Annotated in this window: 15 protein-coding genes; 12 read left to right on the top strand and 3 right to left on the bottom strand. The window is 71.5% G+C overall.

Going from position 1 to position 14,749, the window contains the following annotated elements:
- Positions 1–16: 16 nt before the first annotated feature.
- Positions 17–685 carry an ion channel gene (locus tag ACIQAK_RS15315; RefSeq protein WP_366389901.1) on the bottom strand — a complete coding sequence of 223 codons (669 nt, stop codon included), beginning with the start codon at positions 683–685 and terminating at the stop codon, positions 17–19.
- Positions 686–751: 66 nt separating this feature from the next.
- Here ACIQAK_RS15315 and ACIQAK_RS15310 point away from each other — a divergent pair, with 66 nt between their 5' ends.
- Positions 752–1,312, top strand: coding sequence for an HIT domain-containing protein (locus ACIQAK_RS15310; protein WP_366389848.1), 561 nt, complete (start codon positions 752–754; stop codon positions 1,310–1,312).
- Positions 1,313–1,383: 71 nt separating this feature from the next.
- Here the strand turns inward: ACIQAK_RS15310 and ACIQAK_RS15305 are convergent, their stop codons facing one another.
- Both ACIQAK_RS15305 and ACIQAK_RS15300 read right to left on the bottom strand, forming a co-directional pair.
- The gene (locus tag ACIQAK_RS15305) at positions 1,384–3,054 is read right to left on the bottom strand and encodes a hypothetical protein (RefSeq protein WP_366389849.1); all 1,671 of its coding nucleotides are present in this window, start codon (positions 3,052–3,054) and stop codon (positions 1,384–1,386) included.
- 154 nt (positions 3,055–3,208) lie between these two features.
- Positions 3,209–5,443, bottom strand: coding sequence for an elongation factor G-like protein EF-G2 (locus ACIQAK_RS15300; protein WP_366389850.1), 2,235 nt, complete (start codon positions 5,441–5,443; stop codon positions 3,209–3,211).
- A gap of 286 nt (positions 5,444–5,729) precedes the next feature.
- Here ACIQAK_RS15300 and pgsA point away from each other — a divergent pair, with 286 nt between their 5' ends.
- The 11 genes from pgsA to yajC all read left to right on the top strand — a co-directional run bounded on the left by pgsA (position 5,730) and on the right by yajC (position 14,736).
- A complete protein-coding gene (gene pgsA, locus ACIQAK_RS15295; RefSeq protein WP_366389851.1) occupies positions 5,730–6,404 on the top strand; it encodes a phosphatidylinositol phosphate synthase in 675 nt (224 codons plus the stop codon).
- Complete coding sequence (locus tag ACIQAK_RS15290) at positions 6,401–7,312, top strand: phosphatidylinositol mannoside acyltransferase (RefSeq protein ID WP_366389852.1); 912 nt, start codon at positions 6,401–6,403, stop codon at positions 7,310–7,312. The genes pgsA and ACIQAK_RS15290 overlap by 4 nt, the downstream gene beginning before the upstream one ends.
- Entirely contained in the window at positions 7,309–8,469 is a 1,161-nt protein-coding gene (locus tag ACIQAK_RS15285) for a glycosyltransferase family 4 protein (RefSeq protein WP_366389853.1), read from the top strand. The genes ACIQAK_RS15290 and ACIQAK_RS15285 overlap by 4 nt, the downstream gene beginning before the upstream one ends.
- A gap of 65 nt (positions 8,470–8,534) precedes the next feature.
- On the top strand, positions 8,535–9,083 hold the full coding sequence (locus ACIQAK_RS15280; protein WP_356835664.1) for a hypothetical protein: 549 nt from the start codon (positions 8,535–8,537) through the stop codon (positions 9,081–9,083).
- A gap of 122 nt (positions 9,084–9,205) precedes the next feature.
- On the top strand, positions 9,206–10,126 hold the full coding sequence (pdxS, locus tag ACIQAK_RS15275) for a pyridoxal 5'-phosphate synthase lyase subunit PdxS (RefSeq protein ID WP_003970325.1): 921 nt from the start codon (positions 9,206–9,208) through the stop codon (positions 10,124–10,126).
- A gap of 6 nt (positions 10,127–10,132) precedes the next feature.
- A complete protein-coding gene (gene pdxT, locus ACIQAK_RS15270; protein WP_366389854.1) occupies positions 10,133–10,726 on the top strand; it encodes a pyridoxal 5'-phosphate synthase glutaminase subunit PdxT in 594 nt (197 codons plus the stop codon).
- Positions 10,727–10,787: 61 nt separating this feature from the next.
- Positions 10,788–11,540, top strand: a complete 753-nt coding sequence (locus ACIQAK_RS15265; protein WP_026242063.1) for a YebC/PmpR family DNA-binding transcriptional regulator — start codon at positions 10,788–10,790, stop codon at positions 11,538–11,540.
- A 155-nt stretch (positions 11,541–11,695) separates the two neighbouring features.
- A complete protein-coding gene (gene ruvC / locus ACIQAK_RS15260; RefSeq protein ID WP_366389855.1) occupies positions 11,696–12,310 on the top strand; it encodes a crossover junction endodeoxyribonuclease RuvC in 615 nt (204 codons plus the stop codon).
- Positions 12,307–12,933, top strand: a complete 627-nt coding sequence (ruvA, locus tag ACIQAK_RS15255; RefSeq protein ID WP_366389856.1) for a Holliday junction branch migration protein RuvA — start codon at positions 12,307–12,309, stop codon at positions 12,931–12,933. Before ruvC ends, ruvA begins: the two co-directional genes overlap by 4 nt.
- Positions 12,934–12,962: 29 nt before the next feature.
- Positions 12,963–14,051 (top strand): Holliday junction branch migration DNA helicase RuvB, encoded by a 1,089-nt coding sequence (gene ruvB / locus ACIQAK_RS15250; RefSeq protein ID WP_366389857.1) that lies wholly within the window; start codon positions 12,963–12,965, stop codon positions 14,049–14,051.
- Positions 14,052–14,217: 166 nt separating this feature from the next.
- Entirely contained in the window at positions 14,218–14,736 is a 519-nt protein-coding gene (yajC, locus tag ACIQAK_RS15245; protein WP_366389858.1) for a preprotein translocase subunit YajC, read from the top strand.
- The last annotated feature ends 13 nt before the right edge of the window (positions 14,737–14,749 follow it).

The following is a 14,749-nucleotide window of genomic DNA, read 5'->3' as shown; positions in this document are numbered from 1 at the left end:
GACGGCCCCCGGAGCGCTACCCGCGCTCCGGGGGCCGCTTCTCGTCCTCCCGGGTGAACACCTGGATCAGCCAGGACGAGAACGACCCCGTCACCGTCCCCAGCAGGGCGAGACCGCACGCCATCAGGCCCGCCGCCACCGTCCGCCCCCAGAACGTGACCGGTGTGGTGTCCCCGTAACCGACCGTGGTGAGCGTCGCGCACGCCCACCACACCGCGTCCCCGAACGTCCGGATCGAGGCACCGGGGGCCAGGCGCTCCAGGTGGTAGACCGCGAGCGCGGCGGAGAAGCCGAGCAGGCCGGCGGTCAGGCCCGCGTACGTCATCACCCTGGCGTACAGGCTGAGCCGCGGCCGGTCGGAGCGCTGCTGCACCGCCTGGTAGACCCGCACCATGCGCAGCAGCGGCAGCAGCAGGACCACGGTGTCGAGCCCGTGCGTGTGGACGAAGCGGGCGCCCAGGCCGCTGAGGCGCAGCCGTACCGCGTAGTCCGCCAGGAACAGCGGCCACGTCGACCAGACCAGGATCAGGGCGATGTCGTGCCACGGCTGGGTGTCGTGCGGGGCCAGGACCCGGACCGCGTACCCGGCCAGGAAGAGCAGTGAGGCGGCGAAGAGCGGGATCTCCGTGCGCTGCTCCCAGCGGGTCAGCCGGGCGGGGGCCTCGGGGGCGGGTCGCTGGCTTATCGCCTCAGCATCGCCGGGCGGCCCCGGGTGCGGCCCCGGCGACACGCTCCGCGCGGGTGACGCAATATGCTGATCGGCATGACGAGTGAGCCGGAGCAGCAGATCGGCGTGGGGACGCCCGACGCGTTTCAGCGTCTGTGGACGCCCCATCGGATGGCGTACATCCAGGGCCAGGACAAGCCGAGCGGCCCGGGGGTCGAGGACGGCTGCCCGTTCTGTTCGATTCCGGCGAAATCCGACGAGGACGGCCTCGTGGTGGCGCGCGGCGAGCACGTCTACGCGGTGCTCAACCTCTACCCGTACAACGGCGGGCACCTCATGGTCGTCCCCTACCGTCACGTGGCCGACTACACGGAGCTGGACGGACCGGAGACGGCTGAGCTGGCGGACTTCACCAAGCGGGCGATGGCGGCCCTGCGCGCCGCCTCCGGAGCGCACGGATTCAACATCGGGATGAACCAGGGCTCGGTCGCGGGCGCCGGGATCGCCGCCCATCTGCACCAGCACCTGGTGCCGCGCTGGGGCGGGGACACCAACTTCATGCCGGTCATCGGCCACACCAAGGTGCTGCCGCAGCTGCTGGGGGACACCCGGGCGATGCTGGCCGGCGCCTGGCCGGCCGGCTGAGGCTGCGAGCGCGCACAGAGGAAGGGCCCCCGCCGGGACGACCGGCGGGGGCCCTTCCTCTGTGCGGACACCTAGGCGTCGTAGACGTCGGCCTTACGCGGGGAGGGGTCCTGGACGAGGCCGCTCAGTATCATCGAGCGGTTGTCGAAGCGCTCGGTGTCCACGCCGTTCTCCGCGAGGACCCGCATCGCCGCCGAGTGGACCACGCGCAGCACCGGGGTGGCCGCGCGCATCGCGTCGTCCGCCATGAAGCGGTGGTTCCACGGCTTGGCGGCCCAGGCGTGCCGCAGTCCGAAGGGCTCCGGAAGCACTATCTTCCCGCCCAGGTGGTCCAGCAGCGGCGGATACCAGGTGAAGGGCGCCCGCAGGGCGAGCCGGACGACCTCTCTGGCCTCCACCACCGGCAGTTGGATCTCCCGGGTCTCCCAGAACCTGACGGTCTTGTTGACCGTCTTCGTCCGGGCCGCGGGCTTGGCGAGGAACAGGGCGTGCAGCGGTCCCAGCGCGTGCCCGCTGACCTCGATGCGCAGCGTCTCGTGGAGCACCGTGACCGTGATCATCATGGTGATCACCAGCTGGCCGTCCCAGAGGGTGAACTGCACGCCCAGATAGTGCCGGTCACCGCTGCCGAACTGCTGGTGGTTGCAGATCCGCTGTATCTCGTGCGGCTTCACCTGGAAGGTCGCCACGTCCTCACCCTCGGGGCGGGAGACGGCGTCGGCGTTCTCACCGATGGGGGAGACGATCCAGTGCTTCACGGACGGCTTGGGGAAGCCGCCGGTGTTCAGCGGGCCGCGCTCCAGCATCTTCAGCTGGTCGTGGATGATCCGGATCAGGTCCCAGCTGCGGAACTGGTGGATCTCCTTCGTCGGGTCCTTCGGGGTCAGCTCCTCGGCCAGCTGCCAGTTGCCCCACCGGGTGCCCATACCCAGGATGCCCTTGGGCCCGGCGTAGAAGACCGCGTTGGACTGCTGCTCCGCCGACAGCTTCTCCAACCCCTGGCGCAGGGCCTCGCGGGCGGTCTCGTTGGGGTTCTTCGGCACCGCCTCCGGGATCTTGGCGATGACCCCGGTGCCGGACAGCAGCCCGTCCCAGCGGGCCCGCAGATCCCTGGCCGAGGTCTCCGCGATCCGCTTGGCGAGGAACCAGCCGATCAGCGGGGCGATCAGCGCACCCCGGGCGTAGAGCGGCCAGAACCGGTCCGTGGGCAGCTTCCACATCAGGATCAGCGCGCCGATCCCGAACACGGCGAGCAGCACCGTACCGACCGCGCGGAACGCGGCGTCCTTGGACTTGGCGAGGGCGTCCTTGATCCGGAACGCGATGACCCACAGGATCATCCCGGGCAGGAACAGGAAGCCGAACACCGCGGTCACCAGCGTGAGCCGGGTGTCGCGCGCCTTGCGGAGGTTGGTCGCCGACAGGCAGTGCTCCACCACCGTCTGCGGATCGGTGCCGAAGGACTGGATGAGCGCCTTGCGGGAGCCGCCCAGCATCCGTTCCTGGACGGCGCGGGAGAACGCCTCGCCCAGATTGGGCTTGAAGTAGTCGGACTTGAAGAGCTTGGAGCTCCCCGGCTTCACATCAGATTTGTGCCACTCGCTGTTGGCATCGAGGATCACGTCCACCGGGCTGTCGCGGTACGCGGCCGAGGCCAGGGCGTTGGTCGCCACCGACTGGCCGCCGGACCCCTGGACCGGGATCTGGGCCCCGGGTGAGAAGTCGAATACGTCGTTGGCCACTGTCGCCCCCACTCGCCGCACGGTCTGCTCCTGCGGGTGTGCCCAACTACCGTACGCGGCATACCTTCTGAGCTGCGAGCACAGCGTATCGTCCGGATCCCCGCACCGCCCGTCACCTCGGGGGACGCGGGCGGTGTTTGCGACAGTGCGCCGGTCACGCGCCGGGCGACCGGCCCCCCTGTTCCGCGCGGACCCGGTCGGCGAGCTGCGGCGGCATCGCCTCGAACCGGGCGTGGTCGCGGTCGAAACGGCCGGTGCCGTGGGTCAGGGAGCGCAGGTCGAGGGCGTACCGGCCGATCTCCGTCTCCGGCACCTCGGCCCGTACGAGGACGCGCCCGCCCGGACTCTGCTCGGTGCCCACCACCCGGCCGCGCCGCCCCGAGAGGTCGCTCATCACCGGGCCCACGTAGTCGTCGGGGACCAGCACGGTGACCTCGCAGACCGGTTCCAGGAGCTGGACGCGGGCGTCCGCCGCGGCCTCGCGCAGGGCGAGCGCCCCCGCGGTCTGGAAGGCGGCGTCGGAGGAGTCCACCGAGTGCGCCTTGCCGTCGAGCAGGGTGACGCGTACGTCGACGAGCGGGTGCCCGGCGGCGAGGCCCCGGGCGGCCTGGGCCCGTACGCCCTTCTCCACCGACGGGATGAACTGGCGCGGCACCGAGCCGCCGACGACCTTGTCCACGAACTCGATGCCGCTGCCCGTCGGCAGCGGCTCGACCTCGATCTCGCAGACGGCGAACTGGCCGTGCCCACCGGACTGTTTGACGTGCCGTCCGCGCCCGGCCCCCCGCCCGGCGAACGTCTCACGCAGTGCGACCCGGTGCGGTTCGGCGTCCACCTGGACGCCGTAGCGGCTGCGCAGCCGCTCCAGGGCGACCTCCTGGTGGGCCTCGCCCAGGCACCACAGGACGACCTGGTGGGTGTCCGGGTTCTGCTCCAGGCGCAGGGTGGGGTCCTCCGCGACCAGCCGGGCCAGCCCGTGGGAGAGCTTGTCCTCGTCGGCCTTTCCGTGCGCCCTGACGGCGGTCGGAAGCAGCGGGTCCGGGGTCGACCAGGGCTCGATGAGGACCGGTTCGCCGGCGGCGGAGAGGGTGTCACCGGTCTCCGCCTCGCCCAGCCGGGCCACGCAGGCCAGATCACCCGCGACGCACCGGTCCACCGGGTGCTGCTGCCGGCCGAACGGCGAGGTCAGCGCGGTCACCCGGATCTCCGCCTCGTGGCAGGGACGCGGCTCGTGGCCCGCCGCGTCCAGGCCGTGGCCGCACAGGTGCACGGTGTCGTCGGGCCGCAGGGTGCCGGAGAAGACCCGGACCAGCGAGACGCGGCCCGCGTACGGGTCGGACGACGTCTTGACGACCTCCGCGAGCAACGGGCCCTCAGGATCGCAGGCCGGGGTGGTCCTGGGTTCGCCGGACGGGGTGGTGGTGACGGGCGGGGTGCGCTCCAGCGGGGTCGGGAAGCCGCGCGTGATCAGCTCCAGCAGCTCCACCGTGCCGATGCCCTGCCGGGCGCCCTCGGCCGCTGGGGCTGCGGCCAGCACGGGAAAGAAGGTGCCCCGTGCGACGGCCCGTTCCAGGTCCGCGATCAGGGTCGACATGTCGATGTCGCCGCCACCCTCACTGTCGAGGTACCGCTCCATCAGCGACTCGTCCTCGCTCTCGGCGATGATCCCCTCGATCAGCCGGTCGCGGGCCTCCTTGAGCGGTTCCGCCTGGCCGGGCGTGGGCGCCAGCTCGGCCCGCTCCCCGGAGGAGTAGTCCAGGATCCGCTGGGTGAGCAGCCCGGTCAGCCCGGTGAGCGGGGCGTGCCCGTCGGCGCCCTCGGGGCCCAGGACCGGCAGATAGAGCGGGAGTACGGCGTCGGGATCGTCCCCGCCGAAGGTCTCCGCGCAGATCCGGGTCATCTCCTCGAAGGAGGTACGGGCGGTGTCGAGATGGGTGACGACGATCGCCCGGGGCATTCCGACGAGCGCGCACTCCTCCCACACCGCCCGGGTGGTCGCGGCCACGGACTCGGCCTCCTGGGCCGCCGAGACCACGAAGAGGGCCGCGTCCGCCGCCCGCAGACCGGCCCGCAGCTCCCCGACGAAGTCGGCGTAACCAGGGGTGTCCAGCAGATTGACCTTGCAGCCGTCCCACGCCACCGGGACCGGCGAGAGGTGTACGGAACGCTGTCGGCGCCGCTCGATCTCGTCGTGGTCGGAGACGGTCGCCCCGTCCTCGACCCGGCCCGCCCGGTTGACGGCCCCAGCCGTCAGGGCCAGGGCCTCGACCAGCGTGGTCTTGCCCGATCCGCTGTGGCCGACCAGCACCACGTTCCGTACGGCGGAGGGGTGGCCGGCCGCCGGTACTCCTCCGGCGGCCCCGGGGTGTGTGTGCGTCTTCTCGCCCATGATGTGCCTCCCGGTGGGTGGCGCGGTACGGGAAGAGGAGACGACCGCGCGATGGGGGAGCGGTGGTGACGGGCACGGGGAGGGCCGCCGCGGCGGCCCCGGCGACGCCCGCGGTCCTTCGAGCTTGGCACCCGGGCGCCGACGCGTCCATACATCGGGGGCCGCGGGGACCGCCGGTGACACCCTGCGGGCGGGTGCCCGTCCGATGGAGGGCACCGGTCGTGACTACGATGGGCCAGCCGGTGGCCGAAGGGGCCGCTCGGCCAACCGAACCCTCGGGAAAGCCATGCTGAACAAGTACGCGCGTGCATTTTTCACGCGTGTCCTCACACCGTTCGCCGCTCTGCTGCTCCGCCTCGGGGTCAGCCCCGACGCGGTCACCCTCATCGGCACGGCCGGAGTGATGGCAGGTGCGCTGGTCTTTTTCCCGATGGGGGAGTTCTTCTGGGGCACCATCGTCATCACGCTGTTCGTCTTCTCCGACCTCGTCGACGGCAACATGGCCCGGCAGGCCGGGATCTCCAGCCGGTGGGGCGCGTTCCTCGACTCGACGCTGGACCGGGTCGCCGACGGGGCGATCTTCGCCGGCTTCGCCCTCTGGTACGCGGGCAGCGGCGGGGACGACATCCTGTGCGCCGTCGCCATCTTCTGCCTGGCCAGCGGCCAGGTGGTCTCGTACACCAAGGCGCGCGGCGAGTCGATCGGCCTGCCGGTCGCGGTGAACGGGCTGGTGGAGCGCGCCGAACGCCTGGTCATCTCGCTGGTCGCGGCCGGCCTCGCCGGACTGCACGCGTTCGGCGTCCCGCACATCGACATCCTGCTGCCGATCGCCCTGTGGATCGTCGCCGCAGGCTCCTTGGTGACGCTGATCCAGCGCGTGGTGACCGTACGCCGTGAGTCCGCGGAGGCCGACGCGGCCGCCGCCGGTCCGGCGGAGCAGGGGAGCGGGGCCGACCGTTGAGCGCTCTGCGGGGCAAGATCACCGACGGTCTGTACGGGCTCGGCTGGGGCGCCGTGAAGAAGCTGCCCGAGCCCGCCGCCGAGGCCCTCTTCCGCACCATCGCCGACCAGGCCTGGAAGCGGCGCGGCAAGAGCGTGCTGCGCCTGGAGTCCAACCTGGCGCGGGTGGTCCCGGACGCGAGCCCGGCGCGGCTGGCCGAGCTTTCCAGGGCCGGGATGCGTTCCTACATGCGCTACTGGATGGAGTCGTTCCGGCTGCCGACCTGGAGCCCGCAGCGGATCAAGGACAGCATCGACGTCGCCGGTACCGACCGGCTGGCCGCGGGGCTGGACGCCGGGCGGGGGGTCGTCGTGGCCCTGCCGCACCTGGCCAACTGGGACCTCGCCGGCGCCTGGGTCACCACCGACCTGAAGGTCCCCTTCACCACCGTCGCCGAACGCCTGGAGCCGACCACGCTCTACGACCGGTTCGTCGCCTACCGCGAGGGCCTGGGCATGGAGGTCCTGCCGCACAGCGGCGGGGCGGCCTTCGGGACGCTGGCCCGGCGGCTGCGCGCGGGCGGTCTGGTCTGCCTGGTCGCCGACCGGGACCTGTCCGCCTCCGGCGTGGAGGTGTCGTTCTTCGGCGCCACCGCCCGGATGCCCGCCGGCCCGGCCCTGCTCGCCCAGCAGACGGGCGCGATGCTGCTGCCGGTGACCCTCTCCTACGACAGCACGCCGGTGATGAAGGCGCTCATCCACCCCGCCGTCGAGGTGCCGGAGGAAGGCACCCGCGCAGAGCGGACGGCCGCCATGACCCAGCGAGTCGCCGACGCCTTCGCCCTCGGCATCGCCGAACACCCCCAGGACTGGCACATGCTCCAGCGGCTCTGGCTGGACGACCTGGACCCCAGGGGAGCGCGCACGTGAAGATCGGCGTCGTCTGTCCGTACTCCTGGGACGTACCGGGCGGCGTGCAGTTCCACATCCGGGACCTGGCCGAGCACCTGATCGGCCTCGGCCACACCGTCTCCGTGCTGGCCCCGGCCGACGACGAGACCCCGCTGCCCCCTTACGTCGTCTCGGCCGGCCGGGCCGTCCCGGTCCCGTACAACGGCTCCGTCGCCCGGCTCAACTTCGGCTTCCTGTCGGCCGCCCGGGTACGCCGCTGGCTGCACGACGGCACCTTCGACGTCATCCACATCCACGAGCCGACCTCTCCCTCGCTCGGCCTGCTCGCCTGCTGGTCGGCGCAGGGTCCCATCGTGGCCACCTTCCACACCTCCAACCCGCGCTCCCGGGCGATGATCGCCGCGTACCCGATCCTCCAGCCCGCCCTGGAGAAGATCAGCGCGCGGATCGCGGTGAGCGAGTACGCCCGGCGCACCCTGGTCGAGCACCTGGGCGGGGACGCCGTGGTCATCCCGAACGGCGTCGATGTCGGCTTCTTCGCCGAGGCCGAGCCGAAGGCCGAGTGGCAGGGGCAGACCCTCGGTTTCATCGGCCGCATCGACGAACCCCGCAAGGGGCTGCCCGTCCTGATGAAGGCGCTGCCCGCCATCCTCGCCGCCCGCCCGGAGACCCGGCTGCTGGTCGCGGGGCGCGGTGACGAGGAGGAGGCGGTGGCATCCCTGCCGAAGGAGCTGCGCGAGCGCGTCGAGTTCCTCGGCATGGTCAGCGACGAGGACAAGGCCCGGCTGCTGCGCAGCGTCGATGTGTACGTGGCCCCGAACACCGGCGGCGAGAGCTTCGGCATCATCCTGGTCGAGGCGCTGTCGGCGGGTGCGCCCGTGCTCGCGAGCGACCTCGACGCCTTCGCCCAGGTGCTGGACCAGGGGGCGGCCGGCGACCTGTTCGCCAACGAGGACGCCGACGCGCTGGCGACCGCCGCCATCCGGCTGCTGGGCGACCCGGAGCGCCGGGCCGGGCTGCGGGAGCGGGGCGAGGCGCACGTACGGCGTTTCGACTGGGGGACGGTGGGGGCGGACATCCTCGCGGTGTACGAGACGGTGACGGACGGGGCGGCCTCGGTGGCGGAGGACGAGCGGTCCGGGCTGCGGGCGCGGTTCGGGCTGGCGCGGGACTGAGGGGACGTGCGTCAGCCGGGCTCCCGGGAGAAGGGGAGGCCGCGGCGACGGTAGCGTGTGGGCCCGTGACCGTAACCCTCATCGTCTGGATCGTCGTCGCGCTCATCGCCATCGGCGTGTACCTCAGCTGGACCGCCGGCCGCCTCGACCGCCTGCATTCCCGGATCGACGCCGCCCGCGCCGCACTCGACGCGCAGCTGCTGCGCCGCGCCTCGGTCACCCAGGAGCTGGCCACCTCCGGCGTCCTGGACCCGGCCGCCTCCATCGTGCTGTACGAGGCCGCGCACGCCGCCCGGCAGGCCGAGGAGGACCACCGCGAGGTCGCCGAGAGCGAGCTGAGCACCGCCCTGCGCGCCGTGTTCGGCGAACCGGCCCAGGTGGAGGCCGTGAAGGAGGTCCCCGGCGGGGAGGACGCGGCCACCGAGCTGGCCGCCGCCGTACGCCGCGTACCGATGGCCCGGCGCTTCCACAACGACTCCGTGCGCGCCGCCCGCGCGCTGCGCCGGCACCGTACCGTGCGGCTGTTCCGGCTGGCCGGGCACGCGCCGTTCCCGCTCGCCTTCGAGATGGACGACGCCCCCCCGGTCGCCCTGGCGGACCGTCCGGGAACGTAGGCGCGTAGGTCCGGCGGCGGGAAAACGATCCACCGCCTGCATATTGGCTCTTGCTGTGGCCTGCTCCCACAGCGTTTCCTCGGTGGCGCAGCATCCAGCGTCTTTTCACCGAGTGAGGTCCCGTGTCCACGCTTCCCAGCACCCCGCAGTCCGCCGAGTCCCCCGCCACCGGCACCGCCCGCGTCAAGCGCGGTATGGCCGAGCAGCTCAAGGGCGGCGTGATCATGGACGTCGTCGACGCCGAGCAGGCGAAGATCGCCGAGGACGCGGGCGCCGTGGCCGTCATGGCCCTGGAGCGGGTCCCGGCCGACATCCGCAAGGACGGCGGCGTGGCCCGGATGTCCGACCCCAACATGATCGAGGAGATCATCGGGGCCGTCTCCATCCCCGTGATGGCCAAGTCCCGCATCGGCCACTTCGTCGAGGCCCAGGTGCTCCAGTCCCTCGGCGTCGACTACATCGACGAGTCCGAGGTCCTGACCCCGGCCGACGAGGTCAACCACAGCGACAAGTTCGCCTTCACCACCCCCTTCGTCTGCGGCGCCACCAACCTGGGCGAGGCCCTGCGCCGCATCGCCGAGGGCGCCGCCATGATCCGCTCGAAGGGCGAGGCCGGCACCGGCAACGTGGTCGAGGCGGTTCGCCACCTGCGCCAGATCAAGAACGAGATCGCCCGCCTGCGCGGCTTCGACAACAACGAGCTGTACGCCGCCGCCAAGGACCTGCGCGCCCCTTACGAGCTGGTCAAGGAGGTCGCCGAGCTCGGCAAGCTGCCCGTCGTGCTGTTCTCCGCCGGTGGTGTCGCCACCCCGGCCGACGCCGCGCTGATGCGCCAGCTCGGTGCCGAGGGCGTCTTCGTCGGCTCCGGCATCTTCAAGTCCGGCGACCCGGCCAAGCGTGCCGCCGCCATCGTGAAGGCCACCACCTTCTACGACGACCCGAAGGTCATCGCGGACGCCTCCCGCAACCTGGGCGAGGCCATGGTCGGCATCAACTGCGACACCCTGCCCGAGTCCGAGCGCTACGCCAACCGCGGCTGGTAACCACTGATGAGCGACACCCCTGTGATCGGCGTCCTGGCCCTCCAGGGCGACGTACGGGAGCACCTGATCGCCCTGGCCTCGGCTGACGCCCTGGCCAGGCCGGTCCGGCGCCCCGAGGAGCTCGCCGAGGTCGACGGCCTGGTCATCCCGGGCGGCGAGTCCACCACCATGTCCAAGCTGGCGGTCCTCTTCGGCATGATGGAGCCGCTGCGCGAGCGGGTCCGGGCCGGGATGCCGGTCTACGGCACCTGCGCCGGGATGATCCTGCTGGCCGAGAAGATCCTCGACCCGCGCTCGGGTCAGGAGACCGTCGGCGGCATCGACATGATCGTGCGGCGCAACGCCTTCGGCCGGCAGAACGAGTCCTTCGAAGCCGCGGTCGAGGTCGAGGGGATCGGCGGCGGCCCGGTGGAGGGCGTGTTCATCCGGGCTCCCTGGGTGGAGTCCGTCGGAGCCGAGGCCGAGGTGATCGCCGAGCACGGCGGCCACATCGTGGCCGTGCGGCAGCGAAATGTCCTTGCCACGTCGTTCCATCCCGAACTGACCGGCGACCATCGCGTGCACGCTCTGTTCGTGGACATGGTGCGCGCCGTGAAGTGAGCGGACCCCGGTAGGATCTCTCGGGTTCGACTCGATTTTGGTGACGCGAAGGAGAAGGCAGATGTCCGGCCACTCTAAATGGGCTACGACGAAGCACAAGAAGGCCGTGATTGACGCCAAGCGCGGCAAGCTCTTCGCGAAGCTGATCAAGAACATCGAGGTCGCGGCGCGTTCCGGCGGCGTGGACCCCGATGGCAACCCGACTCTCGTCGACGCCATCCAGAAGGCGAAGAAGAGCTCCGTCCCGAACAAGAACATCGACTCCGCGGTCAAGCGCGGCGGCGGTCTCGAAGCGGGCGGCGCCGACTACGAGACGATCATGTACGAGGGTTACGGCCCCAACGGTGTCGCGGTGCTCATCGAGTGCCTCACCGACAACCGCAACCGTGCCGCCTCCGACGTACGTGTGGCGATGACCCGGAACGGCGGCTCGATGGCCGACCCGGGCTCCGTCTCGTACCTCTTCAACCGCAAGGGCGTCGTGATCGTCCCCAAGGGCGAGCTGGGCGAGGACGACGTCCTCGGCGCGGTGCTCGACGCGGGTGCCGAGGAGGTCAACGACCTCGGTGAGACCTTCGAGGTGGTCAGCGAGGCCACCGACATGGTCGCGGTGCGCACCGCGCTCCAGGAGGCGGGCATCGACTACGACTCCGCCGAGGCCAACTTCCTGCCGACCATGCAGGTCGAGCTGGACGAAGAGGGCGCGCGCAAGATCTTCAAGCTCATCGACGCGCTGGAGGACAGCGACGACGTGCAGAACGTCTTCGCCAACTTCGACGTGTCCGACGAGGTCATGGAGAAGGTCGACGCCTGAGGCGCGGCCGGCACAGCTCGGTGCGACGGGCCGACGGGGACACACCCCGTCGGCCCGTCGTCTTGTCGGTTGCCACGCTTTGTCAGTGCGAGCCGATAGCCTGCGGGAACAGATGAACGAGTGGGCGTGACGAGCGTCGAGGACAGGGGGGCTCCATGCGGGTTCTGGGTGTTGACCCGGGGCTGACCCGATGCGGTGTCGGCGTGGTCGAAGGGGTCGCGGGCCGCCCGCTGACCATGCTCGGCGTCGGTGTCGTGCGCACCCCTTCCGACGCGGAGCTCGGCGACCGGCTCGTCGCCATCGAGCGGGGCATGGAGCAGTGGCTCGACGAGCACTCCCCGGGTTACGTGGCCGTGGAGCGGGTCTTCGCCCAGCACAACGTCCGTACGGTGATGGGCACCGCCCAGGCCAGCGCGGTGGCCATGCTGTGCGCCGCCCGCCGGGGCATCCCGGTCGCCCTGCACACCCCCAGCGAGGTCAAGGCCGCCGTCACCGGATCGGGCCGGGCGGAGAAGGCGCAGGTCGGAGCCATGGTGACCCGGCTGCTGCGGCTGGACGCGCCGCCCAGGCCGGCCGACGCCGCCGACGCCCTCGCGCTCGCCATCTGCCACATCTGGCGGGCTCCCGCGCAGAACCGGCTCCAGCAGGCGGTCGCCGCCCACCGCGCGCCGGGCCCGTCCCGTACGCGGGCCACGCCCGGCATCTCCCGTACACCCGGCACCTCCCGCGCCTCCCGCACGCCTCGTACGCTGAAAGGCCCCACCGCATGATCGCCTTCGTCTCCGGCCCGGTGGCCGCCCTCGCCCCGACCACCGCCGTCATCGAGGTCGGCGGTGTCGGCATGGCCCTCCAGTGCACCCCGCAGACCCTGGCCGGCCTGCGCGTCGGCCAGGAGGCCAAGCTCGCCACCTCCCTCGTCGTCCGGGAGGACTCCCTCACCCTGTACGGCTTCGCCGACGACGACGAGCGGCAGGTCTTCGAGCTGCTCCAGACCGCCAGCGGCGTCGGACCCCGGCTCGCCCAGGCCATGCTGGCCACCCACAGCCCCGACGCCCTGCGCCTGGCCGTCTCCACCGGTGACGAGAAGGCCCTCACGGCCGTCTCCGGCATCGGGAAGAAGGGCGCCCAGAAGCTGCTGCTGGAGCTCAAGGACCGGCTCGGCGAACCGGTCGGCGCGCACATCGGCCACCAGGGCATCGGCACCCCCGTCACCTCCGGCTGGCGCGACCAGCTCCAGGCCGCGCTCATCGGCCTCGGCTATGCGACCCGCGAGGCCGACGAAGCCGTCCAAGCCGTCGCCCCGCAGGCCGAGGCAGCCGTCGCCGAGGGCGTCGCACCCCCCGTGCCGCAGTTGCTGCGGGCCGCCCTGCAGACTCTCAACCGCGCACGCTGACCGGCACCGAACCACCGAAGAGGCCCTTGATGAACTGGGACGAGACCGGACCCGAGACCGACGAGCCGACCGGCCCGGTCTTCGACGACCGGCTGGTCGACGCAGGCCATCTCGACGGCGAGGACACCGCGGTCGAGGCGACCCTGCGCCCCAAGGACCTGGAGGAGTTCGTCGGCCAGGAAAAGGTGCGCGAACAGCTCGACCTGGTCCTCAAGGCGGCGCTCGCCCGCGGCGCCACCGCCGATCACGTGCTGCTCTCCGGCGCCCCCGGCCTGGGTAAGACCACGCTCTCGATGATCATCGCGGCGGAGATGAACGCCCCGATCCGGATCACCTCGGGCCCCGCCATCCAGCACGCCGGCGACCTCGCGGCGATCCTCTCCTCCCTCCAGGAGGGCGAGGTCCTCTTCCTCGACGAGATCCACCGCATGTCGCGGCCCGCCGAGGAGATGCTCTACATGGCGATGGAGGACTTCCGCGTCGACGTCATCGTCGGCAAGGGCCCCGGAGCCACCGCGATCCCGCTCGAACTGCCGCCGTTCACCCTGGTCGGCGCCACCACGAGGGCCGGACTGCTGCCGCCCCCGCTGCGCGACCGTTTCGGCTTCACCGGGCACATGGAGTTCTACGCCCCCGCCGAGCTGGAACGCGTCATCCACCGCTCCGCCCGCCTCCTGGACGTCGGCATCGATGTGGCGGGCGCCGCCGAGATCGCCGGACGCTCCCGTGGTACGCCCCGCATCGCCAACCGCCTGCTGCGCCGTGTCCGGGACTACGCCCAGGTCAAGGCCGAGGGCACGATCGACCGGTCCATCGCGGCGGCGGCCCTCAAGGTGTACGAGGTTGACGCCCGCGGACTCGATCGGCTGGACCGCGCGGTCCTCGGCGCGCTGCTGAAACTCTTCGGCGGCGGACCGGTCGGCCTGTCCACCCTCGCGGTCGCCGTGGGGGAGGAGCGCGAGACCGTCGAGGAGGTCGCCGAACCCTTCCTCGTACGGGAAGGACTGCTGGCCAGGACGCCGCGCGGCCGTGTGGCGACCCCGGCGGCCTGGGCGCATCTGGGACTGGTGCCGCCGCAGCACGGCGCAAAGGGACAACAGGGTCTGTTCGGGGCGTGATCCGTCACAGGTTCGCGCGGACAGGAACCACGGTGCCATGCTGGGCGTTGTTCCAACGATGCGGACTCGCTTAGACTCCGCCGATGCCGCCCTTACAGGTCGGTGTACCCACCCCCGTATATACAGGCCGCATTCCAGCGCGGTCGTGCGAAGGAATTCCCGTCCCGTGGATATCTTGACTCTCCTCCCCTTCATCGTGCTCATCGGGGCCATGTTCCTGATGACCCGCTCCGCCAAGAAGAAGCAGGCGGCGGCCGCACAGATGCGCAGTGACATGCAGCCCGGCACCGGCGTCCGGACGATCGGGGGCATGTACGCCACCGTCAAGGAGGTCCACGACGACACCGTGCTCCTTGAGGTCGCCCCCGGCGTCCACGCCATCTACGCGAAGAACGCGATCGGTGCCGTCCTGGACGACGCCGAGTACAACCGCATCGTGCACGGCGACGACGAGGAGCTGGACACCGAGGGCACCGTCGTTCCCGACGACGCCTCCTCGCTGACCGGTGGGTCCGACACGGACAAGGCCGAGGTCGCCAAGATCGACCTGGGCAAGGACGCGACGGCCGACGACCAGGCCGAGACCGAGTCCAAGGACGAGGCGGCCAAGGACGTCAAGGACGTCAAGGACGTCAAGGACGCCAAGGACGACGGCAAGACCGACGGCGAGACCGACGCCAAGTAGTTCTCATGGTCCC

Source organism: Streptomyces sp. NPDC088706 (genome assembly GCF_044752765.1).
In the GTDB taxonomy this organism is placed as follows: Bacteria; Actinomycetota; Actinomycetes; order Streptomycetales; family Streptomycetaceae; genus Streptomyces.
Note: the sequence above shows the minus strand (reverse complement) of the source record. Positions and strands in the feature narration are given on the sequence as shown.